This window comes from Hyalangium gracile, from assembly GCF_020103725.1.
Taxonomy (GTDB): domain Bacteria; phylum Myxococcota; class Myxococcia; order Myxococcales; family Myxococcaceae; genus Hyalangium; species Hyalangium gracile.
Genome location: NZ_JAHXBG010000007.1, coordinates 26605 through 53412, shown reverse-complemented (window position 1 = coordinate 53412; position 26808 = coordinate 26605). Strand labels below are relative to the sequence as shown.

Annotated in this window: 27 protein-coding genes, 4 tRNA genes, 1 pseudogene and 1 riboswitch; of the genes and pseudogenes, 11 read left to right on the top strand and 21 right to left on the bottom strand. The window is 69.1% G+C overall.

Going from position 1 to position 26808, the window contains the following annotated elements:
* The first annotated feature begins 127 nt into the window (after nt 1-127).
* Complete coding sequence (gene bet, locus KY572_RS15510) at nt 128-1225, top strand: phage recombination protein Bet (RefSeq protein ID WP_224243397.1); 1098 nt, start codon at nt 128-130, stop codon at nt 1223-1225.
* 131 nt (nt 1226-1356) lie between these two features.
* Entirely contained in the window at nt 1357-1515 is a 159-nt protein-coding gene (locus tag KY572_RS15505) for a hypothetical protein (protein ID WP_224243396.1), read from the top strand.
* On the opposite strand, the gene KY572_RS15500 is transcribed toward KY572_RS15505, so the two are convergent.
* Complete coding sequence (locus tag KY572_RS15500; RefSeq protein WP_224243395.1) at nt 1508-2488, bottom strand: ketopantoate reductase family protein; 981 nt, start codon at nt 2486-2488, stop codon at nt 1508-1510. The two genes, KY572_RS15505 and KY572_RS15500, sit on opposite strands and share 8 nt — an antisense overlap.
* A gap of 101 nt (nt 2489-2589) precedes the next feature.
* Here KY572_RS15500 and KY572_RS15495 point away from each other — a divergent pair, with 101 nt between their 5' ends.
* Nucleotides 2590-3234 carry a hypothetical protein gene (locus KY572_RS15495; RefSeq protein WP_224243394.1) on the top strand — a complete coding sequence of 215 codons (645 nt, stop codon included), beginning with the start codon at nt 2590-2592 and terminating at the stop codon, nt 3232-3234.
* A gap of 78 nt (nt 3235-3312) precedes the next feature.
* Here the strand turns inward: KY572_RS15495 and KY572_RS15490 are convergent.
* The 13 genes and pseudogenes from KY572_RS15490 to KY572_RS15430 form a co-directional block, all read right to left on the bottom strand.
* Nucleotides 3313-3386: transfer RNA gene (locus KY572_RS15490), tRNA-Arg, on the bottom strand.
* Between the two features lie 25 nt (nt 3387-3411).
* Nucleotides 3412-3485: transfer RNA gene (locus KY572_RS15485), tRNA-His, on the bottom strand.
* 94 nt (nt 3486-3579) lie between these two features.
* A tRNA-Arg gene (locus KY572_RS15480) sits at nt 3580-3656 on the bottom strand.
* A 23-nt stretch (nt 3657-3679) separates the two neighbouring features.
* Nucleotides 3680-3753: transfer RNA gene (locus KY572_RS15475), tRNA-Pro, on the bottom strand.
* Nucleotides 3754-3814: 61 nt separating this feature from the next.
* The gene (locus tag KY572_RS15470) at nt 3815-4411 is read right to left on the bottom strand and encodes an XTP/dITP diphosphatase (RefSeq protein WP_224243393.1); all 597 of its coding nucleotides are present in this window, start codon (nt 4409-4411) and stop codon (nt 3815-3817) included.
* Nucleotides 4408-5121 (bottom strand): ribonuclease PH, encoded by a 714-nt coding sequence (gene rph / locus KY572_RS15465; RefSeq protein ID WP_224243392.1) that lies wholly within the window; start codon nt 5119-5121, stop codon nt 4408-4410. The genes KY572_RS15470 and rph overlap by 4 nt, the downstream gene beginning before the upstream one ends.
* Nucleotides 5122-5178: 57 nt before the next feature.
* On the bottom strand, nt 5179-6003 hold the full coding sequence (locus tag KY572_RS15460) for an N-acetylmuramoyl-L-alanine amidase family protein (protein ID WP_224243391.1): 825 nt from the start codon (nt 6001-6003) through the stop codon (nt 5179-5181).
* Nucleotides 6004-6057: 54 nt separating this feature from the next.
* On the bottom strand, nt 6058-7113 hold the full coding sequence (selD, locus tag KY572_RS15455) for a selenide, water dikinase SelD (protein ID WP_224243390.1): 1056 nt from the start codon (nt 7111-7113) through the stop codon (nt 6058-6060).
* A gap of 4 nt (nt 7114-7117) precedes the next feature.
* Nucleotides 7118-8059: an FHA domain-containing protein gene (locus tag KY572_RS15450; RefSeq protein WP_224243389.1), complete on the bottom strand. Its 942-nt coding sequence runs from the start codon at nt 8057-8059 to the stop codon at nt 7118-7120.
* Nucleotides 8060-8096: 37 nt separating this feature from the next.
* A pseudogene (locus KY572_RS15445) lies at nt 8097-8834 on the bottom strand (tetratricopeptide repeat protein); the annotation flags it as partial.
* 29 nt (nt 8835-8863) lie between these two features.
* The gene (locus KY572_RS15440; RefSeq protein ID WP_224243387.1) at nt 8864-9598 is read right to left on the bottom strand and encodes a hypothetical protein; all 735 of its coding nucleotides are present in this window, start codon (nt 9596-9598) and stop codon (nt 8864-8866) included.
* The gene (locus KY572_RS15435) at nt 9595-10368 is read right to left on the bottom strand and encodes an outer membrane protein assembly factor BamD (protein ID WP_224243386.1); all 774 of its coding nucleotides are present in this window, start codon (nt 10366-10368) and stop codon (nt 9595-9597) included. The genes KY572_RS15440 and KY572_RS15435 overlap by 4 nt, the downstream gene beginning before the upstream one ends.
* A 15-nt stretch (nt 10369-10383) precedes the next feature.
* The gene (locus KY572_RS15430) at nt 10384-10890 is read right to left on the bottom strand and encodes a regulatory protein RecX (RefSeq protein ID WP_224243385.1); all 507 of its coding nucleotides are present in this window, start codon (nt 10888-10890) and stop codon (nt 10384-10386) included.
* A 34-nt stretch (nt 10891-10924) separates the two neighbouring features.
* Here KY572_RS15430 and KY572_RS15425 point away from each other — a divergent pair, with 34 nt between their 5' ends.
* Nucleotides 10925-11662 (top strand): hypothetical protein, encoded by a 738-nt coding sequence (locus tag KY572_RS15425; RefSeq protein WP_224243384.1) that lies wholly within the window; start codon nt 10925-10927, stop codon nt 11660-11662.
* A 90-nt stretch (nt 11663-11752) separates the two neighbouring features.
* Here the strand turns inward: KY572_RS15425 and KY572_RS15420 are convergent, their stop codons facing one another.
* From KY572_RS15420 to KY572_RS15405, 4 genes are all read right to left on the bottom strand, one after another.
* A complete protein-coding gene (locus tag KY572_RS15420) occupies nt 11753-13105 on the bottom strand; it encodes a type IV pilus twitching motility protein PilT (protein ID WP_224243383.1) in 1353 nt (450 codons plus the stop codon).
* Between the two features lie 134 nt (nt 13106-13239).
* A complete protein-coding gene (rpsI, locus tag KY572_RS15415) occupies nt 13240-13641 on the bottom strand; it encodes a 30S ribosomal protein S9 (protein WP_224243382.1) in 402 nt (133 codons plus the stop codon).
* Between the two features lie 36 nt (nt 13642-13677).
* Entirely contained in the window at nt 13678-14124 is a 447-nt protein-coding gene (rplM, locus tag KY572_RS15410; protein WP_224243381.1) for a 50S ribosomal protein L13, read from the bottom strand.
* A gap of 183 nt (nt 14125-14307) precedes the next feature.
* On the bottom strand, nt 14308-16356 hold the full coding sequence (locus KY572_RS15405) for an ATP-dependent helicase (RefSeq protein WP_224243380.1): 2049 nt from the start codon (nt 16354-16356) through the stop codon (nt 14308-14310).
* A 34-nt stretch (nt 16357-16390) separates the two neighbouring features.
* On the opposite strand from KY572_RS15405, the gene KY572_RS15400 reads away from it, so the two are divergent.
* Nucleotides 16391-16957 (top strand): hypothetical protein, encoded by a 567-nt coding sequence (locus KY572_RS15400; RefSeq protein WP_224243379.1) that lies wholly within the window; start codon nt 16391-16393, stop codon nt 16955-16957.
* A 28-nt stretch (nt 16958-16985) separates the two neighbouring features.
* Nucleotides 16986-17480, top strand: a complete 495-nt coding sequence (locus KY572_RS15395) for a caib/baif family protein (RefSeq protein ID WP_224243378.1) — start codon at nt 16986-16988, stop codon at nt 17478-17480.
* A 55-nt stretch (nt 17481-17535) separates the two neighbouring features.
* Here the strand turns inward: KY572_RS15395 and KY572_RS15390 are convergent, their stop codons facing one another.
* The gene (locus KY572_RS15390; RefSeq protein WP_224243377.1) at nt 17536-18144 is read right to left on the bottom strand and encodes a CAP domain-containing protein; all 609 of its coding nucleotides are present in this window, start codon (nt 18142-18144) and stop codon (nt 17536-17538) included.
* Nucleotides 18145-18286: 142 nt separating this feature from the next.
* On the opposite strand from KY572_RS15390, the gene KY572_RS15385 reads away from it, so the two are divergent.
* From KY572_RS15385 to KY572_RS15370, 4 genes are all read left to right on the top strand, one after another.
* The gene (locus KY572_RS15385; protein WP_224243376.1) at nt 18287-19399 is read left to right on the top strand and encodes a glycoside hydrolase family 3 N-terminal domain-containing protein; all 1113 of its coding nucleotides are present in this window, start codon (nt 18287-18289) and stop codon (nt 19397-19399) included.
* An 86-nt stretch (nt 19400-19485) separates the two neighbouring features.
* Nucleotides 19486-19553, top strand: a riboswitch (S-adenosyl-L-homocysteine riboswitch).
* Between the two features lie 73 nt (nt 19554-19626).
* On the top strand, nt 19627-21042 hold the full coding sequence (gene ahcY / locus KY572_RS15380; RefSeq protein WP_224243375.1) for an adenosylhomocysteinase: 1416 nt from the start codon (nt 19627-19629) through the stop codon (nt 21040-21042).
* 166 nt (nt 21043-21208) lie between these two features.
* Entirely contained in the window at nt 21209-21664 is a 456-nt protein-coding gene (locus tag KY572_RS15375) for a hypothetical protein (RefSeq protein ID WP_224243374.1), read from the top strand.
* Nucleotides 21665-21784: 120 nt separating this feature from the next.
* Nucleotides 21785-23656, top strand: a complete 1872-nt coding sequence (locus KY572_RS15370; RefSeq protein ID WP_224243373.1) for a GAF domain-containing sensor histidine kinase — start codon at nt 21785-21787, stop codon at nt 23654-23656.
* 6 nt (nt 23657-23662) lie between these two features.
* Here KY572_RS15370 and KY572_RS15365 read toward each other — a convergent pair whose 3' ends face one another.
* A complete protein-coding gene (locus KY572_RS15365; protein WP_224243372.1) occupies nt 23663-24847 on the bottom strand; it encodes a class I SAM-dependent rRNA methyltransferase in 1185 nt (394 codons plus the stop codon).
* A gap of 4 nt (nt 24848-24851) precedes the next feature.
* Complete coding sequence (locus tag KY572_RS15360) at nt 24852-26099, bottom strand: metallopeptidase family protein (RefSeq protein ID WP_224243371.1); 1248 nt, start codon at nt 26097-26099, stop codon at nt 24852-24854.
* 113 nt (nt 26100-26212) lie between these two features.
* On the opposite strand from KY572_RS15360, the gene KY572_RS15355 reads away from it, so the two are divergent.
* A complete protein-coding gene (locus tag KY572_RS15355) occupies nt 26213-26800 on the top strand; it encodes a Maf family protein (protein ID WP_224243370.1) in 588 nt (195 codons plus the stop codon).
* Nucleotides 26801-26808 lie beyond the last annotated feature (8 nt).

The window sequence follows — 26808 nt, the reverse complement described above, 5'->3', positions numbered from 1 at the left end:
ACCACGCTGCGGCCTCTGATCGTCCCGCCCCGGGAGGATCACCGGAAGCATCCTCGAGACGTGGTCGTACCGCAGCACGCCAGGCAGGCGGACGGAGGTCGTCCGCCTTTTCGAACGGAGAAGCAAAGTGACGGAAGCACAGAACAAGGTGGACACCGCGGCGGCCCAGTCGCCCTGGAGCCGCGAGCGCGTGGAGCTCATCCGACGGACCATCTGCCCCAAGGGCATTGGAGAGGACGAGTTCACGCTCTTCATCGAGCAGTGCAAGCGCTCCGGGCTGGACCCGCTGCTGAAGGAGGCGTTCTGCGTGGGCCGCAGGCAGAACACCGGCAGCCGGGAACGGCCCAACTGGACGACTCGGTACGAGTTCCAGCCCTCGGAGGCGGGGATGCTGGCGCGAGCCGAGCGCTTCCCGGACTTCAAGGGCATCCAGGCCAGCGCGGTGTACGCGGAGGACGAGATCATCGTCGACCAGGGCAAGGGAGAGGTGGTGCACCGCTTCAACCCGGCCAAGCGCAAGGGCGCGCTGGTGGGCGCCTGGGCGCGCGTGGTGCGTGAAGGAAAGCTGCCCGTGGTGGTGTGGCTGGACTTCTCGGGCTACGTCCAGCAGACGCCGCTGTGGGCGAAGATCCCCACGACGATGATCGAGAAGTGCGCGCGCGTGGCGGCGTTGCGCAAGGCGTACCCGGAGGCCTTCGGCGGCCTGTACGTGCGCGAGGAGATGCCGGCGGACGAGTACGAGACGCCGGTGGCCCACGAGGAGCCGACGCCCGCCACGGGCACCGGCACCTACGAGGTGCTGGGAGCGAAGCCGGGTCCGGTCAAGGCGTCCTTCCCTCCCCTGCCCGGCGTGGCGAAGGAGGAGAAGTCCGGCAACGGGTCGGCGCAGCAGCTCGCCATGGACGTGAAGGACGTGAAGGACGTGAAGGAGACGAAGGCGGAGGAGCAGGCCGCGCCGCCGGCCGCGCCGGCTGTCGAGCTGCCGCGTCCCAAGAACTCCGGGACGGTGGTGGCCTTCGGCCCCTACAAGGGGAAGACGACCTCCGAGCTCAGCGACGACGAGCTGAGCGAGACCATCGACATGGCGCACGAGAAGCTGATGGAGCAGCCCAAGGCGAAGTGGGCCAAGGCGATGCGAGAGAACCTCGCGGCGCTCGAGGCCGAGACGGAGCTGCGCTGCCGGGTGCCCTCTTCCTCCAAGAAGGAGGCGACCGTCGAGGCCTGATCCCCGGGCGTGACGGAGCGCCGAGAACATGAACGCCGTGCCGGGAAGCCCTGGCACGGCGTTTTTCTTTGGGGTCCCCTGCCCCCGCCCGCGGCTACGCTCGCACTCCGCGAGTGGGAGCACTGCTCTCTGTGAGCACCTTCAACCACGAGGAAGAGACGCAGTGGTCGAAGAAGAGCACGGGCGACAAGGGCTGGATGGTGCGCGGGGACGTGGTGGAGAAGGTGCTCCCGTCCGCCAGGGGCGGCTTCTACCGGACGCTGGGCGACATCCAGAGGCTGGTCACGTAGCGGCGGCGGTTCGCTGGGAGGCGGCCTGGAGGGCCGCGACCGGCAGCCCGGCCTTGCTTCCCAGCTCGAGGTACGTTCGCATCATCGCCCGGGACTGATCCGCGACCTTGGTGAAGTGGACGCGGAGATAGTCCTCCAGGTTGAAGGGCGCCATCCAGGATCCGAGCGACACGATCAGGTCGAACAGCCAGGGGCGCAGGAGCGGAGCCATGGGCGGGGCGCGCTGCTGCATCCGCCACGCGGCGATCGCCACGGCCTCCCCTGCCACCTGGCGGACCCGCTCCACGGACTCGGGCTCCAGGAAGCGCGAGAAGCTCCAGCCCGCGGCTTCCAGCCCGTCCACGAAGGATGTCAGCAGCGCGGTGGGGATGGCCGAGGTGCGTGTCACGTCCGCAAGGCGGTGGGCGGGATAGCCCCCCGCCTTCAACGCCCGGATGACGGCCTGGAGGCGATCCTCGGGGCCGCTGAACAGGCCTCGAGACATGGGGGGCAGCCAGAAGGCCGTACCGGGCCTCGGAACAGGCTCCCGCGGAGTCAGCGGTGCATGGAAGCTGAGGAAGGGCACCATCCCGGTGACGAGCCGCTCCGGAGGAATCCGCTGCAGCAGCCAGTCACGGTCCTCGATGCCGGGCTGGAGCATGACCCAGGTGGCCTCGCCCGTGGCTCGGGCAAGCTCCTCCACCCAGTTCCCAGCGCGCAGCGCCGTCGAGGAGACACAGAGCCACACCTGCTCCCAGCGCTCGGCGGCGACCTCCTCGGTGGAGACGTGGACCCCGAAGCCGGAGAACTCCATCGGCCTGGGCTCCTGCTCGAAGATGCCGAGCTCGTAGAGGGTGAAGCCCCGCCGAGCCTCCTCGGCGTACTTCGGTTTGACCAGGTAGGCGAGCTGGGCCCCGCCCGACTGGAGGTACCACCCGAACACCTGGCCGATGGCTCCCGCTCCGACAAGGAGGACCCGTGGCTTTGCATTCATGGCCACGAACCTGCCGCACGAGGCACGCGCACACCAGCGGATTCCCGAGCCTCCGCCCGCGAGCATTCATCCTTGCTACACTTGGCCCCGGAGGACGCAGGATGGCCGGGCGATCACTGGCGACGAAGATTCTGGAAGGCGCGCTCGACTGGGTGAAGCAGCTGCCCTCGGCGTTGTCGGGGGACGTGGCGATCGACGTCGCCAACAAGCGGGTGCGCCTGTCCCACGCGCGCGTGGAGGCACTCACGCGGCAGATGCTGCGCAACGTGAAGGCGCTGGAGCTGGGCACCTGGGAGTCCCGTCCGGCGGTGTACGACGTGCGGCTGACGGTGAGCGGCTGGAAGCTGCGGGTGGAGGCGACGCTGGAGCGCCTGGAGCTGGCCGGAGGTCGCTACAAGCTGTGGCTGCGCACGCCCGGCAAGGTGGAGTTGGAGGAGTCTCGGACGGCCTCCGCGCTGCTGATGGGAGTGCTGCGTGCGGGAGCGGGCCAGGCCGCGCTGCGGGCCCTGGCGGAGAAGCTGCTGCCGCCGAGCATCCGCTGGGACGGACAGGTGCTGGTGGTGGAGGGAAAGCTTCCGAAGGAGGGCGTGGTCTCAGCGCGCCTCTTCGAGTCCTCGTCGCTGACGATGTCGGCCGAGCACTGCGCGGAGGGGCTCTGGCTGTCGGCCGAAGCCTGGCCCGGCCTGGTGGACCTGCTGCAGGCGGTGCTCGGCACGGATCTGCCGCGCAAGCCGCCGGGCACCTAGCTTCCGCCCCTCCCGCACAAGCGAAGAGGCCGGAGCCACTGGGGAGTGTTCCCAGCGATTCCAGCCTCTTGAGGAGAGTGCGCCCAGAGGGACTTGAACCCCCAACCCTTGGCTTCGAAGGCCAATGCTCTATCCAGTTGAGCTATAGGCGCTTGGGCTACGTACGGGTGAAAGGTGGGCGGCCAACCGGGATCGAACCGGTAACCTCTGGAGTCACAGTCCAGCGCTCTAACCAGTTGAGCTATGGCCGCCGTTCTGCCTACCGCCGTACAACAGGGTGAAACGCGCGGCTTCCCTATCGTGGAAGCCGGGCCCCTGACAAGACCCAAATGCTCCAGGGACGGTTGGCGCCCCAGGCAGGACTCGAACCTGCGACCCCCGGCTTAGAAGGCCGGTGCTCTATCCAGCTGAGCTACTGGAGCCCGTACCGTCTCTTACAACTATGTCGGGGCGAGAGGATTTGAACCTCCGACCCCCTGCGCCCAAGGCAGGTGCGCTACCAGGCTGCGCTACGCCCCGATCAAGACGGACATTCTTGTGACATCGCGCACGGACGTGCAAGGTGAACCTGACTGACCTGTCACCCAGTTGCCTGGAGAGCCAGCAAAGCCGGCTTCATCTTCCGGAATGCCTCCCCTCGGTGGGAGACGCCCGACTTCTCCTCCGAGGTCAGCTCCGCCATCGTCTTGCCCAGTGCGGGGATGAAGAAGACGGGGTCATAGCCGAAGCCGTGCGCGCCACGCGGCCCGGTGAGGATGCTCCCCTCGCAGCGGCCGACCTCGACCAGCGCCTTGCCTCCTGGGAAGGCCAGGCACAGGGCACACCGGAAGGAGGCCGTGCGCTGGGCCTCTGGCACGCCCTCCAGCTCACCGAGCAGCTTCAGGTACCTCGCCCGGTCGTCCCCTTCCGCGTAGCGCGCCGAGTGAACTCCCGGCCGGCCCCCCAGCGCGTCCACGCACAGCCCCGAGTCATCCGCCAGGGCTGGCAGCCCCGAGGCCTCCGCGTAGGCCCGCGCCTTCTTCTCCGCGTTGGCCTCGAAGGTCTCCCCGTCCTCCACGGGCTCGGGGATGGGCGGCAGGTCCTTCAGGGACACCACCTCCACCGAGCCCCCCACCAGCCCCCGCAGCTCCTTCACCTTGCCCGCGTTGGTGGTGGCGAAGAGGACGCGAGGCTTCATCCCAGCACCTTCGCCTGCGCCGCCGTGAGCTGCTGGATGGCCGCCAGTCCGCCGTCGAGCATCCCGTCCAGCAGCTTCCGGTCGAAGAGCTTGTGCTCGGCCGTGCCTTGCACCTCGACGATGCGGCCGTCGCCGGTGGCCACCAGGTTGAGGTCCACGTCCGCGCTCGAGTCCTCCTCGTAGTCGAGGTCCACTCGCACCTCGCCGCCCACCACGCCCACGGACACCGCCGCCAGCGGCGTGAGCGTCGGAGTCTTCGACAGCACGCCCCGGCTCTGCAGGTTGCGCAGCGCCAGCACCAGCGCCACGTAGGCGCCCGTGATGGAGGCGGTGCGCGTGCCCCCGTCCGCCTGGATGACGTCACAGTCGATCGTGAGCGTGCGCGGCCCCAGCGTCGCCAGATCCACCGCCGCGCGCATGGAGCGGCCAATGAGGCGCTGGATCTCCATGGTACGGCCGCTCTGCTTGCCCTTGGCCGCCTCGCGCTGCGAGCGGGTGTGCGTGGAGCGCGGGAGCATCCCGTACTCGGCCGTCACCCACCCCGTGCCCTTCCCCATCAGGTGCGGAGGCACCCGCTCCTCCACGGAGCAGGTGACGATGACGCGGGTGTGGCCGAACTCCACCTGGGTGGAGCCCTCGGCGTGACGGTTCACACCAGGCGTCAGGGTGACAGGGCGAAGGTCCAGCGCACCGCGTTGGAAGGACCGCACGGGCAGCTCCTCGGTTTGAGAGAGAGTCGCTCTCTAGCAGAGCCGGGCGCTTCCGGCTCAAAGAGTCGCTGGGGCCGCCACCGCGGGGGCCTCTTCCGCCTCGGCGGGCGCCTCCACCGCCGGCCGGACATCCCGCTTGCGCACCTGCCCCAGAAAGTTCTTCACCCCCTCGGTGATGGCCGAGGTGAGCTTCTCCTGGTACTCGGCCCGGCCCAGCTGGACTCCCTCGTGCGGGTGGGAGATGTAGCCCACCTCGATGAGGACGGCTGGGGCCTCCACGCCCGTGAGGACGAAGAAGGGCGCCTGCAGGACGCCTCGGTCCGAGGCCCCCGTGGCGGAGATGAGCTGCTGGTGGATGGCGTACGCCAGGCGAGACGAGTCCGCGTGCGCCTCCATGCGCGCCAGATCGTTGAGGATGAAGCTCAGCGTGGAGTCGGCCTGGACGGACGGCCCCGAGGAGACCTCCGCGTTCTCGCGGTCCGCCGTGGCCCGCGCCCCCGCTCCCGAGGCCGTCGCGGACAGGAAGTACGTCTCGATGCCCTCGATGCGCTCGCGCAGCTTCTTCGTGGGCATGGAGTTGGCGTGGATGGACAGGAACAGGTCCGGCCGCTTGCTGTTGGCGAAGTCCACGCGCTGAGGCAGCGGCAGCGTCCCGTCCTTCTCGCGCGTGAGGAACACCTGCGCCCCCGCCTCCTTCTCCAGCCGCTCGCGCAGCTTCCGGGCGATCTGCAGGACGACCTCCTTCTCCTGCAGCGTCCCAGGCCCCTTCGCTCCCTCCTGCGAGCCGCCGTGCCCCGGATCGATGACGATGCGAGGGATGCGCTCGGCGCGAGCGGAGGTGGCCAGCAGCAGCACGAGAGGGACGAAGGTGCGGAGCGTCATGCCACCCGCGATGCTATCCAAGCCGGAGCCCCTGGGTGAATCCCACCCCAGCCTTCAGCCCACGACATCGATGCCGGGGCGACCGCGCGCCACCTCGCCGATGAGGGCGGCCTCCACGCCGGCCTTGTCCAGCGCCAGGAGCGCCTTGCGCGCGTCCCGAGCAGGCACGGAGGCCAGCAGCCCTCCGTTGGTCTGCGCGTCCGCGAGCACCCACTGGATGTCCTCGGGCAGCCCCTCGGGGAAGCGCACGCGCGGGCTCACGTGAAGGAGGTTCGCCTTCGTCCCGCCCGGTACCACGCCCTGCGACGCCAGCGCCGGCACCTCCTGGATGATGGGGATGCGCTCCAGCGCCAGCAGCGCCCGCGCCTTGGCTCCCGTCATCATCTCCAGCAGGTGCCCCAGCAGCCCGAAGCCCGTCACGTCCGTGAGCGCGTTCACCTTGAACTTCCCGGAGGCGAACACCTCGCCCGCGGCGCGGTTGAGCGCGGACATCACCCCCACCACCCGCTTCGTCAGGGCCTTGGACGCCACGCCCCGCTTGATGGCCGTGGTGGCGATGCCCGAGCCCAGGGGCTTGGTGAGCAGCAGCACGTCCCCCGGCTTCGCGCCCGCGTTGGTGAGCACCTTCTTCGGGTGCACCACGCCGGTGACGGCCATGCCGTACTTGGGCTCGGGGTCCTGCACGCTGTGGCCACCGAGGATGGGGATGCCCGCCTCGTCCGCCTTCGACTGCCCGCCCGCGAGGATCTCCTCGAGGATGTCGAGCGGCAGCTCCTTGGGGAACCCCACCAGGTTCAGCGCGAAGATGGGCCTGGCGCCCATCGCATAGATGTCCGAGAGCGCGTTCGCCGCGGCGATGGCCCCGAACTGGAACGGGTCGTCCACCACCGGCGGGAAGAAGTCCACCGTCTCCACCACGGCCAGGCCGGGCGTCAGACGGTACACGGCCGCGTCATCGTTGGTGGCGAACCCCACCAACGCCTGCGGTCCCTTCGCTCTCTTCAGTCGACGCAAGACCTGCGCCAAGTCCGCGGGCCGGAGCTTCGCAGCTCAGCCCGCGCAGTGACTCAGTTCGGTGAGGCGCTTGTGCTGGTGCTGTTCGTCCGCCATGGCATCACCCCGGCTGAATGTACTCGCGCTTGAGCAGCTGGACGACGGCCTCCGCCGTCAGCACGTCGTCCTGGTCCGCGTGGTCCAGCACCCCGCCGAGGCTGCCGTAGTTGTGCACCAGCTGCAGCACGTCCAGCAGCTCCGGCGTCAGCTCCTTGAGCGGCGCCGTCATCGGCTGGGAGAGCCGCATGGGAGCGGCCATGTCCGGCAGGTTGCCCTGGATGCGCTTGAACTCGTCCAGCTGGCGCAGCGCGTCCATCAGGAGCGCCTCGGTGGACGAGTCCAGCTCCACCATGAACTCCTGGTTGTCCGCCGGGCGCAGCTCGAAGTCGCCCGTCTCCCAGGTGATGATGCGGTTGAAGCTCTTCTGCGGACCCAGGTTGTGGTTCTCGTCGATCACCGCGTAGTACACGCGGCCCTGGCGCAGGTAGATCTTCCCCTCCCGGTCGCTGGTGATGACCAGCACGCCGTTCTTCTTGGAGGTGTGGAACAGCTGCAGCAGGTCCGGCAGCGGGATCTCCTCGATCTTCCCCGTCATGGAGGAAGTCTTCGTGGAGCGCGCCGCCTGCGCCGCCGCCGCCTCTTCCAGCTTCTGCTTGACGACGTTCTCGTCCACGTTGGCCGAGTCCGCGCCCTGCTGGATGAGCTTGAGGATGGAGGTGCCGATGAGAATTCGGTCCCCCTCCTTCAGCCGCGCCTGCTTCACCTTCTCGCCGTTGACGAAGGTGCCGTTGGTCGAGCCGAGATCCTCGATGGTGATGTTCCCGGCGCTGATCATGATCTTCGCGTGCTTGCGCGAGACCATGTCCTCGACGAGCACCATGTCGAGCTCGCTCGACCGGCCGATGACGATCTGCTTGTCCGCCTTCAGGGGGAACTCGCCGCCCTGGTACTTCCCAGAGATGAACTTCAGGGCGTAGTTCTTCGACCCGCTCGGAGTGCTCACGGTACCGAGACCTCGATGAAGAGGGTTTCCATGAATATCAGCTCGCCTGCTCCGCCTTACCCGCCGCCGACTCCTTCACCAGATTGAGGTACATCCGCGCGCTCTTGTTGTCCGGATCGCGCGTAAGGACGTCCTCCCACACCTTCACAGCCTCCGCCCGCTGACCCGCCGAGTAAAGCGCGATTCCGTAGTGGATGCGACCCGGCATGAAGCCCGGGTTCTGCGAGATGGCCTGCTCGAACTGCTGGAGGGCCTCCGCATGCCGCCCGGCATCCCTCAGCGCATCCCCCAGCTTGATGCGGATGTCCACGAACTGGGGGCACAGCCCCAGCGCCCGCTGGTACTCGCCGATGGCCGGCTCCCAGGCGCCGTTGGAGGCGAACACGTTGCCGATGTCCGCGTACATGTTGGCGATCTTCCCCTTGACGAAGGGGTCCATCTCCCCGGGGGTGTTCTTCTGCCGGGCGAGGGCGTTCTGGTAGACCTCCTTCGCCTCGGCGTACTTGCCCATGTCGTTGTAGATGACGGCCAGGTTGAGCGCGGCCTCCGTATAGGCCGGGTTGATGCGGAGCGCCGACTCGAACGCCCGCTGCGCCCGGGCGAACTGGCCCTGGTCGTGGTAGATGATGCCGAGCATGTTGTAGACGTCGGCGAACGATTGATTCTGTTCGACGACCTGCGACAGGTGCTGCTCGGCCTGCGCGTATTGCTTCTTTTCGAAGTACCCCCGCCCGAGGGTGAGAAGCTGCTTGAGGGCCTCGTCCATGTCCCTACCTCGCCAAGGCTGGCGATAAGACGGTTAGCCTACCTGAGCGCCGACGAAAACAAGAATTCCTCACCGCGCCTCACGAGGATCAGTCTGCCCTCCCCCTGCTGGTTCACCGGTCGGGAGGGGAGATCTCCCTCCAGATGCCAGTGCTCGGTCACGAGCGCCTCGTCCCGCTCGAGCCGGATGAACCATGCATCAGCCCTGTAGCGCCTGCGCTTGAGGGCCAGCACCGTCTCCAGGTCTGGTTCTCCCACCCTCACCGACCCGCCATCCCCTCCACCCCCGGCATCCCCGTCCGACGGAGCCGTGAGCCGGGCCAGCGCCTCCGCATCCCCGGCGTCCAAGGCCCGCCGGCGGGCCTCCAGCGCCACCACCACCGCCGCCAGCCGGGGCGCCACCGCCCCCGCCGGGCTCCAGCTGCCGCTCTGGAGGACGAAGGGGACCTGCTCCACGCCCAGCGAGCTGACCTCGGTGTCGCCCACGGAGCCCGTGAAGTCCAGGGTGGCCAGCGCCTCCGCCCGCTGGCCTCCAGGCTCCACCCGCACGGTGATGCGGTCGAAGTAGGCCTGGCGCGAGGTGAGCGGGGCGGGCAGCCCCGGCAGGGTGAGCTCGAGCCCCTCCCGCTCCAGGCTCTTGAGCTCGGTGATGATCTCGGGCTCGGGCCCGGCGGCCAGCCCGAGCGTACGAGGCGCCAGCACCGCCACCGTGATGGCGGCCGTCGCGGCAATCAGGATGCCGCCCAGCCGGCTCCAGTCCTCGCTGGATCTCACGACCCGAGCATGCGCTGGGCCCGCTGCGCGGCGGGCGTGTTCGGCAGCCGCTGGATTACCTTGCGCAGCGTCTCCTGGGCCCGCTCCGGCTGCTTGAGCCGCAGGTACGCATCATGGAGGGAGAAGAGCGCCTCCTCCTCGTACTGCGTCCCCGGGTAGCGGCTCAGCATGGCCTCCAGCCGCTGGGCCACGGCGTTCCAGCGCTGGCGCTTGCGGTAGAAGGCGGCCACGTACAGCTCGTGCTCGGCCAGCCGGCGCCTGGCCTCGGCCTCCTGGACCTTCGCCTCCGCCGCGTACTGCGAATCCGGGTACTGGCGCAGGAAGTCCGTCATCGCCCGGAGCGCGGACTGCACCTCCGTCTGGTCCTTCTCCTCCGACGGCGGCAGCAGGAAGAAGTCCGAGGGCATGTCCTTCACGTGGGTGAGGGCCGCCCGGTACGCCGCGTAGTCCACCCGGGGGTGCGTGGGGTGGAGCTTGATGAAGGACAGGTACAGCTCGCGTGCCTCGGGGAACTGGTCCTGCTCGAAGGCCACGTCCCCCAGCTTCAGCTCCGCCTCCTTGGAGGCCTCCAGGTAGGGGAACTTCGTCTTCACGAACTCGAAGTACTTCTCGGCCTTGTAGAAGTCCCGGTTCTCGAGCGCCTCGTTCCCGAGGGCGAGGTTCTCCTCGGCCTTGGAGGCGTAGTCCGGGTCGCCGGCGTTGCGCTCGAGCGAGGCACAGCCGGTGGAGAGCAGCAGGAGGGCAGTCAGGCAGGAGACGGCGAGACGCATGGGCACCCGCGCAAGCTAATCGTCCAGCCCCGGCGGATCCAGCGATGGTTCACCGAGCAGCCGCTGGACGACTTCCTCGGAGAAACCCCGGCTGAGGAGGAGGCGTCCGGCCCTCGCGTGCTCCTTGGCATCGAGCCGGCGCCCGAGCATCCCCCGGCGCTCCAGCACCTGCCGGGCGGCGGCCAGCGAGTCGAAGTCCACGGCGCCGGTAGCGGCGGCCAGCGCCTCGCGCGCCTCCTCGGCCCCCAGTCCGTGGGCCTCCAGCCGATGGAGCACCGCCTGGGGCCCCAGCCGCCCCTTCTGCAGCAGCGAGGCTGCCCGCTCCCGGGCGAAGCGCGCGTCGTCCACGTAGCCGAAGCCCTGAAGCTTCTCCAGCACCTGGTCCTGCACCGGGATGGAGAACTTCTTGCGCGTCAGGTAGAGCCGCAGCTCGTGCCGGCTCCGAGCGCGCACGGCCAACAGCCGCAGGCACGCTTCTGTCGCTCGCTGCACGGCCTCGGGGCCATCCTGCTCCGTGTCCATCGCTTGCTCTCTAGCATGTGGTAACAGGCGCGGCATGCACCCTCTCATTGCTCGCTTCCTCAGCCTCGAGGCCGCCCGGGAGACACTCCGCAAGGAAAAGGCCGGAGAGCCGCTGGACGCCGAGGAGCAGCTCTTCGTCGCCGCCGCCGCCGCCCACCCCCAGCAGCGGGGTGAGGTGCTCGGCGTCGCCGGCCGCAAGCTCGCCTCGGACGCCCAGGCCTCGCTCGTGCTGCTGGCCACGCACACCGCGGCGCGCTCCATCGCGCAGGATTCCAAGCTCGCCTCCGCCACCGCCAAGGCCCGCGAGGCGCTCATCTCCGAGGGCGCCAGCGAGGAGGAGACGGAAGCCTTCATCGCCTCCATCCTCCTGGAGGAGGCCTTCGGCTACGAGGAGGAGGTGGACACCTTCGATGCCTCCTTCGTGGAGGAGGCGCTCACGGAGGTGCCGGCGCTCGCCGCCCTCACCCGCGAGGGCGTGGACGCCATGATGATGCGCTTCTCGCAGAAGGGCGCCACGGACACGGAGCGCACGGCGCGAGCCCACATCGCCAAGAGCCTCTTCGACATCGCCTGGTCCGAGGGCCCCGCGCCCATCAACCCCGAGCACATGGATCAGCTCGTGGAGGCGGAGATCGCCGGCCAGGACGAGGAGCAGCAGGAGGCCCGGCTGCGCGCCACGGTGGAGCTGCTGCAGCTCCTCTCCCAGCAGGGCCTCATCGGGCCCATGCGCCTGTCCCGCCTCCGGGCCCAGCTCGGCGACGAGGACGCCTGAGCCGGAACGCGGTGCCGCGCCGGAGGGAGACCTGGGAACCACTCCCCTCCCCCTCCGAGCAGGGGAGGGAGAGGGCCATCCCTTCCGGGATCAGAACCGCTCGATGCTGAAGTCGTCGTCGCCACCCTGCGCGGCGGCGGGCGGAGGCGGAGGACGCGCACCGGGAGCGGCGGGACGCCCAGCCGCGGCGGCGGGCGGAGGCGGAGGACGGGCGCCCGGAGCCGGCGTCGCCGCGCCCGGACGAGCCCCCGCGGCAGGCGCAGGCGGAGCCCCGGCCCCAGGCTGCCCCTTCTGCGCGAACTGCGCGGAGCCCGGCACCGGACGCTGCTCGCCGGACTTGCCGTCGAAGTTGTCCCACTTGGAGTCGGCCGTGCCGCTGACGCCAGAGAAGCGCAGCGCGAAGTCGTCCGGGTTCGTCGCCTGACGGTGCGCCTCCTCGTACGAGACGAGGCCGTTGCGCACCAGGCCCATCAGCGACTGATCGAACGTCTGCATCCCGTAGGTGTCGAAGCCCTGCGAGATGGCGTCGTGGATCTCCTTCGTGCGGTCCTTGTCCTCGATGAGCTCGCGCACACGCGCGGTGACGCGCAGCACTTCCACCGCGGCCACACGGCCCTTGCCGTCCGCGCGCGGGATGAGGCGCTGGCTGACCACCGCCTTGAGCACCGCCGCCAGCTGCAGACGCACCTGCTTCTGCTGGTGCGGAGGGAAGGCGGACACGATGCGGTTGATCGTCTCCGTGGCGTCCAGCGTGTGCAGCGTCGACATCACCAGGTGGCCCGTCTCCGCCGCGTGGAGCGCCGTCTCGATGGTCTCGTAGTCACGCATCTCGCCCACCAGGATGACGTCCGGGTCCTGGCGCAGCGCGCTCTTGAGGGCTTGCGAGAAGGAGAGCGTGTCCACGCCCACCTCGCGCTGGTTGATGATGGAGCGCTTGTCACGGATGAGGAACTCGATCGGGTCCTCGACCGTCATGATGTGGTTGGTCTCGTTGGCGTTGATGTGATCGATCATCGCCGCGAGCGTCGTCGACTTACCGGAGCCCGTCGTCCCCGTGACGAGGATCAGTCCGCGCTCCTCGCCGACGATCTTCTCGAGGATGGGCGGCAGGAGCAGATCCTTGATCGTCATCACCTTGAAGGGGATGACGCGGAGCACCGCGCCGATGGTGCCGCGCTGCTGGAAGATGTTCACGCGGAAGCGGCCCAGGCCGGGAACTCCGTAGGCGAGGTCCACTTCGTTGCTCGCCTTGAACTTCTCCTTCTGGAACTCGTTCATGATGCCGAACGCCATCCGCGCCACTTCCTCTGGCGGCAGCCGCTTGCCGTCCTTGAGGGGCACGAGGGAGCCGTCCACGCGGAACATGGGCGGCAGTCCGGCCTTGAGATGGATGTCCGAGGCGCCGCCTCGAAGAGCGATCTGGAGAATCTCGTTGAGTTCCATGGTCGGGACGGAATGCTAGCACCGCCTCCGGGCCGGGCGAATAGACCCCTCTTTCCAAAGTCCAAAAGCACAACGGCGGAGGCTCCCCAGGGGGAACCTCCGCCGCTGAAGTGCTCCCATGAGGAGCAAGCAGACTAGCGCTTGGAGAACTGGAACCGGCGACGCGCACCCGGCTGGCCGTACTTCTTGCGCTCGACGGCGCGGGCGTCACGGGTGAGGAAGCCGGCCTTCTTCAGCACCGGACGGAACTCCGGGTTGAAGGCGCACAGCGCGCGGGCAATGCCGTGGCGGATGGCGCCCGCCTGGCCGGACAGGCCGCCGCCCTTGACGTTCACCGTCAGGTCGATCTTGCCCTTCTGCTCGAGGACCTCGAGGGGCTGGAACAGCACCATCTTCGAGGTCTCACGGCCGAAGTAGTTGTTGATGTCGCGGCCGTTGATCGACACGACGCCGGTGCCGGCCTTCAGCCACACGCGAGCGGTGGCCTCCTTGCGGCGGCCAGTGGCGTAGAAACCATTCTCAGGGTTGATAGGCATGGGGTTCTGCTCTCGTCATCAAAGGTTGGGAGAAGGTTACGCCTCGACCGCGCGCGCGGCGGGCTTCTGCGCGGCGTGGGGGTGGGTGTCACCCGCGTAGACCTTGAGCTTGGTCATCATCTGCCGGCCCAGCGCGTTGCGCGGGAGCATGCGGCGCACGGCGTTGATGATGATGTCCTCAGGGTGCCGCTGGCGCAGCTTCTCGAGGTTGGTGATCTTCAGGGCGCCAGGGAAGCCCGCCCGCGGGTGGCGGTAGTAGAGCTTGTCCTTCTCCTTGGTGCCCGTCACCTTCACCTTGGCGGCGTTGATGACGATGACGTGGTCCCCGGTGTCGATGGACGGGGTGTACATCGCCTTGTGCTTGCCCTTGAGCAGGGTGGCGATCTGGCTGGCGGCGCGGCCCAGCACCTTGTCCGAGACGTCCACCACGTGCCACTCGCGCTTGATGTCAGACGCTTTCGCGCTGTAGGTCCTCTGCGACATTGTTTGCACTCCAAAACTCTGCTGCGGCGGCCGCGTGCGCAGGCCGCCTGACATAGTCGAACCAACCACGGGTCCTTCCTGAATACTCCAGGGAGAGGCCCGGAAAGGCCGACCCTCTTAGGAGGAGCCAGGGGGCAAGTCAAGGCCGGGCCGCACTCCGAGGCAACAAACCCCACTTTCGCCCTATCTCGGGGCTGGTCCCCCGCCTGCCCCCTTGGCCTTGAAGCGCTCCTTCAGGTTGGCGAAGAAGTTCTTCTCCTGCTCGGTGGGGGCGCCCGTCCGGGGGGCCTCCAGGTCGATCTGCTCCACCACCTCGGCCGGCAGGTCCTCCAGGAAGCGGGACGGCGTACAGGGCACGTCCTTGCCCCGCTTCACCCGGATGGCGGCTCGCGTCAAATAGAGGAGCTCCTTGGCCCGGGTGATGCCCACGTAGCAGAGCCGGCGCTCCTCCTCCAGGTTCTGGGGCTCGCCCTGCATGCCCTTGTGGGGCATCAGGTCCTCCTCCATCCCGATGAAGAAGACCAGCCGGTACTCCAGCCCCTTGGAGGCGTGCACCGTCATCAAGGTGACGCGCCGGTTGCCCCCGGGGACTTCCTCCTCCTCCTGCCGCGTGTCCAGGCTCAGGCGGTTCAGGTACGTCAGCAGGCTGGCCTTGGGCCCCTCCCGCTTCTCGAAGGCCTCCAGCGAGTTGAGCACCTGGTCCACGGACTTCAGCTTCTTGTCCGCCGACGTCGCCGAGAGCGCCATCGAGCGCGCCGCCTCCTTGAAGCCGATCTCCTCCAGCAGCTGGCGCGTCACGTGCGCCAGGTTGCCGCCCTCGAACAGCCCCCGGTAGCGCTCGATCATCCGGAGGAACTCGCGCACCTTGCCGCCCGCGCCCGCCGGGAGGTCCTCGTACTGCTCGCTGCGCTCCATCGCCTCCCAGAGCGACACGCCCTGGTTGCGAGCGTGCCCGTTCAGCCGCTCCATCGTCACGTCGCCGATGCCTCGCGCCGGCACGTTGACGATGCGCAGCAGGCTCACCTCGTCCTTCGGGTTGGCGATCACCTTGAAGTAGGCGATGACGTCCTTCACCTCGCGCCGATCGAAGAACTCGCTGCCGCCCACCACCTCGTAGGCGATGCCCTTCTCGCGCAGCGACTCCTCGATGGGCCGGGACTGCCCGTTGGTGCGGTAGAGGACCGCAATGTCGTCCGCGGGGATGCCGTGGGCGATGTGCTTCTCGATCTCCCGCGCGACGTAGCGCGCCTCCTCCTCCTCATTGGGGCACTTCACCACCTTGATGCGCTCGCCGCCCGCGCGGTCCGTCCACATGCGCTTGGCCTTGCGCTCTGGGTTCTTCGCGATGACGGCGTTGGCGGCGTCCAGCACCACCTGCATGGAGCGGTAGTTCTGCTCCAGCCGCACCTCCTTCGTGCCCGGGAAGTAGTTGTCGAACTGGAGGATGTTCTTCACCTCCGCGCCACGCCAGCTGTAGATGGCCTGGTCGTCGTCCCCCACCGCGCACACGTTCTTCGCCTCGCCCGCCAGCAGCCGCAGCAGATCCATCTGCGCCAGGTTCGTGTCCTGGAACTCGTCCACCAGCAGGTAGCGGAAGCGCCGCGTGTACTTCTGCTTCAGGTCCTCGTGCTCGCGCAGCAGCCGCGCCGGCAGCACCAGCAGATCGTCGAAGTCCACCGAGCCCTGCGCCTTCAGCGCCAGCTGGTAGCCCGGGTACACCATGTGGGTGATGAGATCGTAGTCGTCCCCCATCCCCTCCGGCTTCGGGGACGGCGGCTGCCCCGAGTTCTTCGCCTTGGAGATGAGCGTCAGCACCTTGCGCGCGTCGAAGGCGCGATCGTCCACCTTATGATCGCGCATGGCCCGGCGGATGAGCGCCAGCTGGTCCCCCATGTCCGCGATGGCGAACTTCTTGGGCCAGCCCAGCCGGTGGATGTCCTCCCGGAGCATCTCCGCACCAAAGGCGTGGAAGGTGCACACCAGGACACTTTGTGCGCGGGGGCCCGCCATCTTCACGAGCCGCTCCTTCATCTCGGTGGCGGCCTTGTTGGTGAAGGTGACGGCCAGGATGTTGCGAGCGGTGGCCCCGAGAGGCCGCTCGTTGAGCAGGTGGACGATGCGGTGCGTGATGACGCGCGTCTTCCCACTTCCGGCGCCCGCCAGCACGAGCAGGGGGCCTTCGAGGGTCGTCACCGCATCGCGCTGAGGGGGGTTGAGCTTCGAGAGGTCCATTGCGCGCCGCGCGGGGATACCTTTTGATCGGCTCGTGAGCGAAATCAAATCGCATCTGCCCCTGCTCCTGCTCGCCCTGATGCCGGGCTGGGGTTGTAAGGACGACAGCCGCGACAGGGCGGAGACTCCCACCGTCTCGGAGGCAGCCACCGCTCCCGCACCGTGCGTGTACTTCAAGGACCTGGCCCCCTTCCTGCCCGACGCCCTGGAGGGCTTCACCCACGCCTCCACCGAGGGCTCCACCGGCAAGTACGGCGAGGTGTCCGTCAGCGAGGCCGAGCGCACGTTCACCCGAGGTGAGGATCGCGAGGTGAAGGTGCGTATCGTGGACACCACGCTGGGCGGGAAGATCGCCAAGGCCATCAAGGCGGCGGCCGAGGACGCCAAGCAGCGGCCGGAGAGCGATCCGACGGCGCCCATCTTCTGGGACGCGGCGGTGGGCTTCGTGCGCTACGACGCGACGGAGGCGACGGCCGAGGCGAACCTGCTGGTGGGAGACCGGTTCGTGGTGGCGGTCACGAGCCGAGGCTTCCCGGGCACGGTGGAGGTGCGGCGGGTGGCGCGTGGCATCGACCTCGCGGGGCTCGCCCAACTGCGCTAAGTCCCCGGTAACGGAAGGAGTCTCTCGAGTGAAGGAGAAAGGAACGCGCGCGCCCACCCCGGAGATGGTGACGGAGGAGGCCGCGGCGCGAGAGGCGGTGGTGGCGCTGGGCAAGCGGGAGTTCATGGACCAGTTCCAGAAGCTGGCCAAGTCGTTCGCCTCGGATCCAGGCAACCCGGGCTCGTACGCGTGCGAGGGGTGCCAGCGCTGCGCCAACTGCATGTTCTGCAAGGACTGCGACAGCTGCTACCACTGCACCCACTGCGTGCGCTGCGAGCTGTGCAACAACTGCTCGCACTGCGTGGACTCGAAGAGCTGCCACGCGTGCGCCTACTGCGTGCAGTGCGAGAACTGCACCGGCAGCGCGTACCTCATCCTCTGCCGCAGCCTGCAGGACTGTAACTACTGCTTCGGCTGCGTGGGCCTGTCCAAGAAGGACTTCCACATCCTCAACGTGCCCTTCTCGAGGACCGAGTACTTCAAGGTGACCCACCGGCTGCGCAAGGAGCTGGGCATCCCTTGAGCCCCACCGGAGAGCACGGGCGAGCCGAGCGGGCCGCCCGTGTCCCGGGCCCGGACTACAGCGGCGCGGCGAACGACTGCGTCCAGTAGTGGGTGTAGGGGCTGCCGGACCGGGAGTAGTACCCCACGCCCAGCTGCTTGAAGCCGCCGTTCATGATGTTGTTGCAGTGGCCCGTGCTGGCCATCCAGCCGTTCACCACCGCGGCCGGCGTGGCGTACCCTGCTCCGATGTTCTCTCCCGCGGAGCGCCAGCGGTAGCCCGCAGACGTGATGCGCTGGGAGAACGTCGAGCCGTCCGAGCCCACGTGGCTGAAGAAGTTGTTGTCCCCCATGTCCTTCGAGTGCTTGCGCGCGGCGCAGCGCAGCTTCGTGTCCAGCGTGAGCGCGGGCACGGGGGGCTTGGAGACGCCACCGCACGTGGCCCCCGCCGCGCGCTTCTGGTTCACCAACGTGAGGACCTGGTTCTCGAAGTCGGTCCACGCCGTGCTCCAGTTCGCCACGTCATCGCAGTACGCCAGGGCCGCGAGCTCGCGCTCCACGGCGGACTCGCGCTCTACCCGCAGGCCCTCTCCGAGCACGCCCTCCGCCGTCGTCTCGACACGCTCCTCTGCTCCACAGCCAGCCAGCAGCACGGCGCCCACCAGCACGGAGAATCCTCGTTTCATCCTCATCATCCTTTTCTAGAATAGCAGTTTAATCTGCTTTTACTGAGCTACTGATCGCATGGCCAGGGGGGTGGCGTAAAGGCCCCGCCTCCCCTCCGCGCTGGAAGGCGACGCGGCTCCTTTGTGGAAGACTGGCGCCGCCATGCACGGAGTCCTTCGCTCATCGCTCGTGTCCCTGCTGTTGCTGCTCTGCGCCTTCGACGAGGCCTCCGCCCAGACGAAGGCGAAGTCGAACAAGGGGCTCGCCGAGCGCACTCCCGATGAGGCTCGCGTCGAGCGCGTCCTCCAGTCGCTGTCCCTGCGCGACAAGGTGGGGCAGCTGCTGCTCGCCTATCCGCAGATCAGCAAGGACGCGCCAGTCGAGGTCGGCGGCGTGCTCTTCGTCGGGGCCACGCTCCGCAAGATTCCCGAGGCCAGGGACCGCATCCGCACGTCCCGCGAGCGCGCCCGGGTTCCGCCCTTCTTCGCCGTGGACATCGAAGGCGGCAGCTTCAACCGCCTCAGCCGGCACCCCTCCATCCAGCAACTGCCGCTCGCGCGCGACATGGCGGGGCTGGCCGACTCCGAGGTGGAGGGCTGGGGCGTGCGCGTCGGCAAGGCGATGCGCGAGGTGGGGCTCAACATGAACCTGGCCCCCGTGTTCGACGTGGCCCCCTCGGGCCACATGTTCCGCAACGGCCGCGCCTTCTCCGGCAACCCCGAGGTGGTGAAGCAGAAAGCCACCGCCTTCGCCCGCGGCCTGGCCAGGTCCGGCGTGGCCGCCATCGGCAAGCACTTCCCGGGCTACGGAGATCTCGACGCCGACTCGGACCACGAGCGCGCCACCGTGGACTGGGACGAGCAGCGCGTGCGCACCGAGGCCTCCGTGTTCCGCTCCGCCAACCCGTTCCTCGGCGGGGTGATGATGTCCAACATCGTCTACTCGAAGTTCGGCCCCAGGCCCGCCATCCTCGAGCCGTCACTCGTCTCCCTGGCCCACGAGAACGGGTGGATCACCATCACCGACGACGTGGCCATCCGCGCCCTCGCCGAGCAGATCGGCGCCGAGCGCGAGGAGGTGGTGCGCCTGGCCTTCCTCGCCGGCAACGATCTCATCCTCACCACCGAGCCCCCCGACTGGAGCGGCGGCCTGGACTACTTCGGCATCCTCACGAAGCTGGCCCAGTCCGAGCCCCGCATGGCCGAGCAGCTGGACGCGGCCGTCCGGCGCGTCCTGCGCCTGAAGGATCGGCTGGGGCTGCTGGACGGCATGTAGGCGACACCTTCGTCCCGCCGCAGGGCATGCAGGCGGGCCGCGCAACCCACTGGTCAAGATCCCCCCTCCTCCGTTAGGGTGTTCTTCACCTGAGGAGCGCTGCAACGGGGCTGAACCCCGCCAGGCTCAGGTTCTGTAACGGCGCTCGCTGACTCGCGGCCGAGGGCCCGGGAGGCGAGCAGAAGCCCGCGCTCCTCCCCTCAGCCCCTGCCATCAGGAGCAACGCAATGAGGGCTGTCACCGACTTGACCAAGTTCACCGATTACCACGTCGCCGACATCAAGCTGGCCGACTGGGGCCGCAAGGAGATCGCGATCGCCGAGACCGAGATGCCCGGTCTGATGGCCATCCGCGAGGAGTTCGCCAAGACGCAGCCCCTCAAGGGCGCGAAGATCGCGGGCTCGCTCCACATGACGATCCAGACCGCGGTGCTCATCCAGACGCTGGAGGCCATCGGCGCCGAGGTCCGCTGGGCGTCGTGCAACATCTTCTCCACGCAGGACCACGCCGCCGCCGCCATTGCCGCCAGCGGCACCCCCGTGTTCGCCTACAAGGGCGAGTCCCTCGAGGAGTACTGGGACTTCACCCACCGCATCTTCGAGTTCGCCGACGGCGGCCCGAACATGATCCTCGACGACGGCGGCGACGCCACCCTGCTGCTCCACCTGGGCAGCAAGGCCGAGAAGGATCCCTCCGTCCTGTCCAACCCCGGCAGCGAGGAGGAGACGTTCCTCTTCAACTCCATCAAGAAGCGCCTGGCCGCCAGGCCCGGCTGGTACTCGAAGACGGCCGCCAGCATCCGCGGCGTCACCGAGGAGACCACCACCGGCGTCCACCGCCTGTACCAGATGGCCAAGGAGGGGAAGCTCATGTTCCCGGCCATCAACGTGAACGACTCGGTCACCAAGTCCAAGTTCGACAACATCTACGGCTGCCGTGAGTCGCTCGTGGACGGCATCAAGCGCGCCACCGACGTCATGATCGCCGGCAAGGTGGCCGTGGTCGCCGGCTTCGGCGAGGTGGGCAAGGGCTCGGCCCAGGCGCTGCGCGGGCTCCAGGCCCAGGTGTGGGTCACCGAGATCGATCCCATCTGCGCGCTCCAGGCCGCCATGGAGGGCTACCGCATCGTCACCATGGACTACGCGGCCGAGCACGCCGACATCTTCGTCACCGCCACGGGCAACTTCCGCGTCATCACCCACGAGCACATGAAGCGGATGAAGAACAACGCCATCGTGTGCAACATCGGCCACTTCGACAACGAGATCGATGTCGCCAGCCTCAAGCAGTACAAGTGGGAGAACATCAAGCCCCAGGTCGACCACATCATCTTCCCGGACAACAAGCGCATCATCCTGCTGGCCGAGGGCCGGCTGGTGAACCTGGGCTGCGGCACCGGCCACCCCAGCTACGTGATGAGCTCCTCGTTCGCCAACCAGGTCCTGGCGCAGGTGGAGATCTTCGCCAACCCCAACAAGTACAAGCCGGGCGTGTACATGCTGCCGCGGCACCTGGACGAGAAGGTGGCGCGCCTGCAGCTCACCAAGCTGGGCGCCCAGCTCACCGAGCTCACCGCTGAGCAGGCCAGCTACATCGGCGTGCCCAAGGAGGGCCCGTACAAGTCCGACCACTACCGCTACTAGTCCCTGCGGCTCCCGCCGCCCGAAAATGGGCCACTCCCAGCCGGGGGTGGCCTTTTTTCTTGCCCCCAACCCCTTGGAATCATTCACGTTACAGTAGCACGCAACTTCCTGCCCACATGTCGGATAATTAGAGCAAGCAGCCCACAACGCCCCCTGGGAGGTCGTCATGATGCGCAACGCCGGGAAGCTGATGCTGGTCGCGGTGGCCCTGTTCTCGACGGGTGCGTGGGCCGGTCCGCTGGCGCTGTGGGTGGGGCAGACGACGTTCCTCGGCTTCCCCGGCAAGGGCAGCAAGGTGGAGGTGTCTGACTCGTCGGTGATCGCGGTGCAGATCACCAAGAGCGGCGCGGAGATCCGCGCGGTGCACCCGGGCGTCAGCCGGGTGACGCTGCGGCTGCGCGACGGCGACACGCACGAGTTCAACGTGCACGTCACCCCGAGCGGCGCCGAGGTCTACTCCACCTCCCGCGCCGAGTCGGAGCACAGCGGCTTCAGCCTCTCGGACGCGCCTCCGGCCTCCAAGAGCCGCGCCGCCCAGGCCCGCAAGCCCGCGCAGGACAAGGCGGGCAAGGAGCTGCGGACCGCGGAGCGCGACGCGAAGGCGGCCCGTCCCAGCGCCTGAGCTCGCGCTCCCGCCGAGGAGCGGGCGAGGGTTTCACCACTGGACGCGTGAGCGTCCGGCTCCTTGTTTGGACGGGACATTTTTGTTAGCCCAGGGGCTCGTTCCCTCTCGAGTCCTCCCATGAGCCCTGGCATCCCCCTTCCGCGCGGGCGCGACAGCACTGCCTCGGAGGGGAGTTCCGCTCACGAGGCCTCCGTCCTCGAAGCGGCCGCGAGACTGCGCATCCTGGTCCACCTGTCGCGGCAGCTGGCGGAGGCCGAGCCCGATCTCGAGCTGGCCCTGGACACCGTCTGCTCACACCTCGTGTCGGTGCTCGGGGACGGCTGTGCCGCCTACCTCCTGCGGGAGGACGACACGTCGCTGGAGCCCATCACCATCCGCCACCGGGATCCGGTCCGGCGCGGGCTCATCGAGCAGGTCAACCAGGCGCGGCAGCTGCGCGTCGGTGAGGGCTTCGTGGGAAAGGCCGTCGCGTCGGGCCGCCCCATCTGCCTGCCGGAGGCCGATCCGACACTCCTGCAGAGCACCGTGGTCCCGGAGTACCGGGCCTATCTGGAGCGCGTGGGCGTGAGCAGCCTGATCGTCGTGCCCATGGAGGGGAAGGCCCGGGTGCATGGCGCTTTCTGGCTGGCGAGGGATCCCGGCAGTCCCCCCTACACCCAGGCCGACCGGGAGCTGATCGAGGCCGTCGCGGACTGCGCGGCCACCGCCCTGGACAGCCTCCGGCTCCATGCCGAGCTGCGTGAGGACCGCCGGCGGCTGGCGGAGGCGGCCTCCCGGATGAGCCGGCTCCAGCAGGTCACCGCGGCGCTGTCGGGCGCGGCCACTCCCGAGGAGGTGGCCACCGTCGTCGCGCAGATCGCGGTGGCCTCCATGGAGGGCGCCGCGGGCTCGCTCGTGCTGCCGGACGCGACCGGCACCGTGCTGGAGATCGCCGCCAGCGTGGGCCACGCCCACGCCCAGCACGTGCTGAAGCGCTTCCAGACCCTGCCCGTCACGGCGGACAACCCGGTGGCGGCCGCCTACCGCGAGGGGAAGGCGTTCTTCTTCGAGGACCTGGCGAGCTACGGCGCGCAGTACCCCGCGCTGCTCCCGTCCGCCTCCGAGGCCGGGTACCAGGCCGCCGCGGCGCTGCCGCTGCTGGCACGCGACGAGGTGCTCGGCGTGCTGTGGGTCCGCTTCGCGACGGCCCGAGCGTTCGACGAGAACGAGCGCGGGCTCATGTCCACCATGGTGGCGCAGAGCGCTCAGGCGCTCGAGCGCGCACGGCTCTACACCCAGGCGAAGAAGGCCGTCGCGCAGCGGGACGAGTTCCTCTCGGTGGCCGCCCACGAGCTGCGCACGCCGCTCACCACGATGAAGCTCCAGGTCCAGTCGCTGCAGAAGAGCCTGGGCCGCTTGCAGGCGCCCGAGGACAGCAAGTCCCCGCTCCTCGCGAAGGCCGGTGGGGTGGATCGCCAGGTCAAGCGTCTGGAGGCGCTGGTGACCGACCTGTTGGATCTGTCGCGACTCACGGCCGGCAAGCTCGAGCTGCGGCTCGAGGAGTTCGATCTCCAGGAGCTCGTGCGCGAGGTCCGCGAGCGGATGGCGGAGGACGCCACGCGCGCGGAGAGCCCCATCACCGTGCACGCCCAGGGCGCCGCGAGGGGACGGTGGGACCGGGCCCGGCTGGACCAGGTGCTCTCCAACCTCCTGAGCAACGCGCTCAAATACGGCGCCGGCAGGCCCATCGAGGTCACCGTCACGGCCGACGGGGACCGGGCGCTGCTGTCCGTGAAGGATCGGGGCATCGGCATCCCGCTGGAGGACCAGGCGCGCATCTTCGAGCGGTTCGAGCGCGCCGTCCCAGGCCAGAACTACAGCGGGTTCGGCGTGGGGCTGTGGATCTGCAAGCAGATCGTCGCGGCGCTCGGGGGGCAGATCCGCGTCGAGAGCCAGCCGGGAGAGGGCTCCACCTTCGAGGTCTCCCTGGCCACCCGCCAGGAGCCGTGAGCCGGCCTACAGGGCCCGGACGTAGAGGGCCTTGAGGTACTCGGTCTCCAGCAGCCCCGCGAGCACGGGGTGGTCCAGGCCCGCTCCTCGCCGCTCGAGGATCTGCACCGGGCGGCGCGCGTCCTCCGCGGCGGAGAGGACCATCTGCTCGAAGGCCTCGCGGCCCAGCTTCCCCGAGCAGGAGCAGGTGACGAGCAGCCCCTCCGGCTTCAGGCACTTCAGGGCCCGGAGGTTCAGCTCGTGGTAGGCGCGCAGCGCGGTGGCCAGGCCCTCGCGGCGCTTGGCCAGGCCCGGCGGATCCAGCACCACCGTGTCGAAGCGGCGGCCCGAGTCGGCGAAGCGCCGCAGCACGTCGAAGGCGTTGGCGTTGTCCACCGTCACGTTGGAGCGGCCATTGCGCGCGACGTTCTCGCGAATCCGCTCGGCGGCCTTGGCGTCCTGCTCCACGGCGAGCACCGTGTCGCACGAGCGGCTGAGCGCCAGCGCGAACCCGCCGTGGTAGCTGAAGAGATCCAGCGCCTCGCCGCGGCCCAGCTCTCCGGCGCGCAGGTGGTTGTCCACCTGGTCCAGGAAGGCCCCCGTCTTCATGTCGCCCAGCAGGTCCACCTCGAAGCGGTTCTCGCCCTCGTGGTAGGTGAAGCGGGCATCGCCGGAGCCGTGCAGCAGCAACACCTCGCGCTTCAGGCCCTCGAAGTCGCGGCCGGAGGCGTCGTCCCGGCACACCACGTGCGTGGCCCCGGTCTTCTCCACGAGGATTCGCGCCACCAGCTCCTTCCGGGCGTCCATCCCCTCCGAGAGCGTCTGGAGGGTCAGCCCCGCGCCATAGCGGTCCACGAAGAGGCCCGGCAGCAGGTCCGACTCGCCGTGCACCAGCCGCAGCCCGTCGCGGTGCTTGAGCGGCGCGCGGCGCGCCAGGGCGGCCTCCAGGCGATGGCGGATGAAGGCCTCGTCCACCGGCTCCTCGGAGGGCGGACGGCGCGTCAGCAGGCGCAGCGCCAGCGGCGAGCGCTGGGCGTAGAAGGCCTGGCCGATGGGGTTGCCCTGCGGATCCACCACCGCCACCACCGCCCCGCGCGTCTCCGTGGAGGGAGGCTCGGCCAGCTCGGTCCGGTAGAGCCAGGGGTTGCCGCGGCGCAGGCTCTTGGCGCCCTTGAGGCTCACGCGCGCGGTGGGAAGGGTTCGGGGGGGCATGGGCTCACTCCAGGCCGCGCGCGGCCAGCTCCTCGTCGTCCTCACCGCGCAGGTGCCCCACCTCGTGGTGCAGCGTCATCTCGATCTGCTCCAGCAATTTCGCCGGGGTGCTCGCCGCGCGCGCCAGGTTCCGGCGGTAGAGCACCACCGAGCGGCACGGTGTCTCCGTCCCATCACACGGCTCGCTGAGCGGCGGGCCACGGAACAGCCCCAGGATGGTCGGCGACAGCGGAGGCTCGCCCGACAGCAGATCATCGTCCGCGGGGAGCTCCTCGGCCGAGACGGGAACTCCCTCGAGATCCTTGCGCATGGCCTCGGGCAGCGCCGCCACGGCGTTCGCCACCGCCTCGCGGAACTCGGCCTCGGAGGGCATGGGCGGCGGAGGGAAGTCCTCGGGCGACAGCTCGCGGGCCTTGTCGAAGTGGGCCTGCGCCTGCTTCCATCTGCCCTCCCGCTCCAGGAGCAGCCCCAGGTGCTGGTGAGCGTGGGCCCCATGCTGCGGGTTGCCCAGCAGGGACGAGAACGCGGCCTTCGCCTCCGCGAAGCGGCACAGCTCGAAGAGGGCCAGGGCCCTCTCATACATGGCCTCGTGGTTGTTGGGCTCGTGCGACAGCACGATGGCGGCGCGCGCCAGGGCCTCCTCCGCCTGGCCGAGATCGTTGAAGGCCATGGCCGAGATGAGGGCGAACTGCACCACCATGTCCGGCAGCATTCCGGGCTTGGCCAGGCCCCGCTCCGAGTAGAGGAGCCCCAGTTCGTCCCGCTCGTGACTGGAGGGCAGCTCCACCACGTACAGGTGGGCCGCGCCCAGCAGGCCATCCGGCGAGTCCGGGTCGATGGCGAGCGAGCGGGCGAAGGCCATCTGCGCCTCCGGCACCTTGCCCAGCGCGGACAGGGCCATCCCCCGCTCGGCATGGGCCTCGGCGTTGTCGGGCTCCAGCGCGGCGGCCCGGGCCGCGCACGAGAGCGCCTCCAGGTAGCGCTGCTCGTCGTAATAGAGGCGCGCCGCGTCGAGCGGCGCCTTGCCGCCCGAGGAGCAGACGGGGAGCGCGGCCATGGCGTCCGAGTGCGCACCGGGCCCATGAGGAGCCGCCGGGGCGGAGTCCTCCACGGCGGGAGCGGGAGCCGTGGCCGCGGCGGGCGCGACGGCGGGCCCGGCATCCGGGACAGCCGCCACCGCGGCAGGCTCCGAGGAGGTCCGCTGACAGGCACCGAGCAGAAGGAAGAGGGCGAGCAGGCCGCGCCGCGACATGGCTCCCCAGGGTACGGCATCCCCACCGGCTCGGGAAGAATCGTCATGCCTGCCTGCTCGGTGCCGGATGCCTGGATGCCTGGCGGCTCGGGTCCGTCGTAGGGTGTGCCCCCATGAACCCCCTCTATCTGGCGTCCACCTCGAGCGCCCGTCGGGCCCTGATGGACGGGCTCGGCCTGCCCTACCAGGCCGAGGCCCCCGGCGTGGACGAGGACGTATCCCCCACCCTCTCCGCCCGCGAGGCGGTGCAGCTGCTCGCCGCGCGCAAGGCCCGCGCCGTCCACGCCCGCCACCCGGAGGCCTGGGTCATCGGCGCGGACCAGCTCGTCCAGGTGGGCACGGAGGTGCTCGCCAAGCCCGAGGACCGTGACGCCGCGCGGCGTCAGCTCGGCAAGCTCCTGGGGCAGACCCACGACATCTGCACCGGCGTGTGCCTGGTGGGCCCTGGAGGCCACGTGGCCGAGGCCCTGGAGGTATCGAGGCTCACCTTCTACCCCCTCCGTCCGGAGGAGCTGGAGCGGTACCTGGACCTGGGCGAGTGGCGGGGGTGCGCCGGCAGCTACCGCGTGGAGGGCGCCGGACAGGCCCTGCTGGCGCGGCTCGAGGGCGACCGCACCAACGTCCAGGGGCTGCCCATGCTCACCGTGGTGCGCATGCTGCGCGAGGCCGGGTTCTCCTTCTTCGAGCCGCGGACGCCGTGACGGCCGCC

Coding starts and splice junctions, on each gene's coding strand:
- KY572_RS15500 (WP_224243395.1), bottom strand. CDS start 2,488: ATGAATGCAAAGCCACGGGTCCTCCTTGTCGGAGCGGGAGCCATCGGC.
- KY572_RS15495 (WP_224243394.1), top strand. CDS start 2,590: ATGGCCGGGCGATCACTGGCGACGAAGATTCTGGAAGGCGCGCTCGAC.
- KY572_RS15470 (WP_224243393.1), bottom strand. CDS start 4,411: ATGAAGCCTCGCGTCCTCTTCGCCACCACCAACGCGGGCAAGGTGAAG.
- KY572_RS15460 (WP_224243391.1), bottom strand. CDS start 6,003: ATGACGCTCCGCACCTTCGTCCCTCTCGTGCTGCTGCTGGCCACCTCC.
- KY572_RS15435 (WP_224243386.1), bottom strand. CDS start 10,368: ATGCGTCTCGCCGTCTCCTGCCTGACTGCCCTCCTGCTGCTCTCCACC.
- KY572_RS15430 (WP_224243385.1), bottom strand. CDS start 10,890: ATGGACACGGAGCAGGATGGCCCCGAGGCCGTGCAGCGAGCGACAGAA.
- KY572_RS15425 (WP_224243384.1), top strand. CDS start 10,925: ATGCACCCTCTCATTGCTCGCTTCCTCAGCCTCGAGGCCGCCCGGGAG.
- KY572_RS15420 (WP_224243383.1), bottom strand. CDS start 13,105: ATGGAACTCAACGAGATTCTCCAGATCGCTCTTCGAGGCGGCGCCTCG.
- rpsI (WP_224243382.1), bottom strand. CDS start 13,641: ATGCCTATCAACCCTGAGAATGGTTTCTACGCCACTGGCCGCCGCAAG.
- rplM (WP_224243381.1), bottom strand. CDS start 14,124: ATGTCGCAGAGGACCTACAGCGCGAAAGCGTCTGACATCAAGCGCGAG.
- KY572_RS15405 (WP_224243380.1), bottom strand. CDS start 16,356: ATGGACCTCTCGAAGCTCAACCCCCCTCAGCGCGATGCGGTGACGACC.
- KY572_RS15390 (WP_224243377.1), bottom strand. CDS start 18,144: ATGAAACGAGGATTCTCCGTGCTGGTGGGCGCCGTGCTGCTGGCTGGC.
- KY572_RS15385 (WP_224243376.1), top strand. CDS start 18,287: ATGCACGGAGTCCTTCGCTCATCGCTCGTGTCCCTGCTGTTGCTGCTC.
- ahcY (WP_224243375.1), top strand. CDS start 19,627: ATGAGGGCTGTCACCGACTTGACCAAGTTCACCGATTACCACGTCGCC.
- KY572_RS15375 (WP_224243374.1), top strand. CDS start 21,209: ATGATGCGCAACGCCGGGAAGCTGATGCTGGTCGCGGTGGCCCTGTTC.
- KY572_RS15370 (WP_224243373.1), top strand. CDS start 21,785: ATGAGCCCTGGCATCCCCCTTCCGCGCGGGCGCGACAGCACTGCCTCG.
- KY572_RS15365 (WP_224243372.1), bottom strand. CDS start 24,847: ATGCCCCCCCGAACCCTTCCCACCGCGCGCGTGAGCCTCAAGGGCGCC.
- KY572_RS15360 (WP_224243371.1), bottom strand. CDS start 26,099: ATGTCGCGGCGCGGCCTGCTCGCCCTCTTCCTTCTGCTCGGTGCCTGT.
- KY572_RS15355 (WP_224243370.1), top strand. CDS start 26,213: ATGAACCCCCTCTATCTGGCGTCCACCTCGAGCGCCCGTCGGGCCCTG.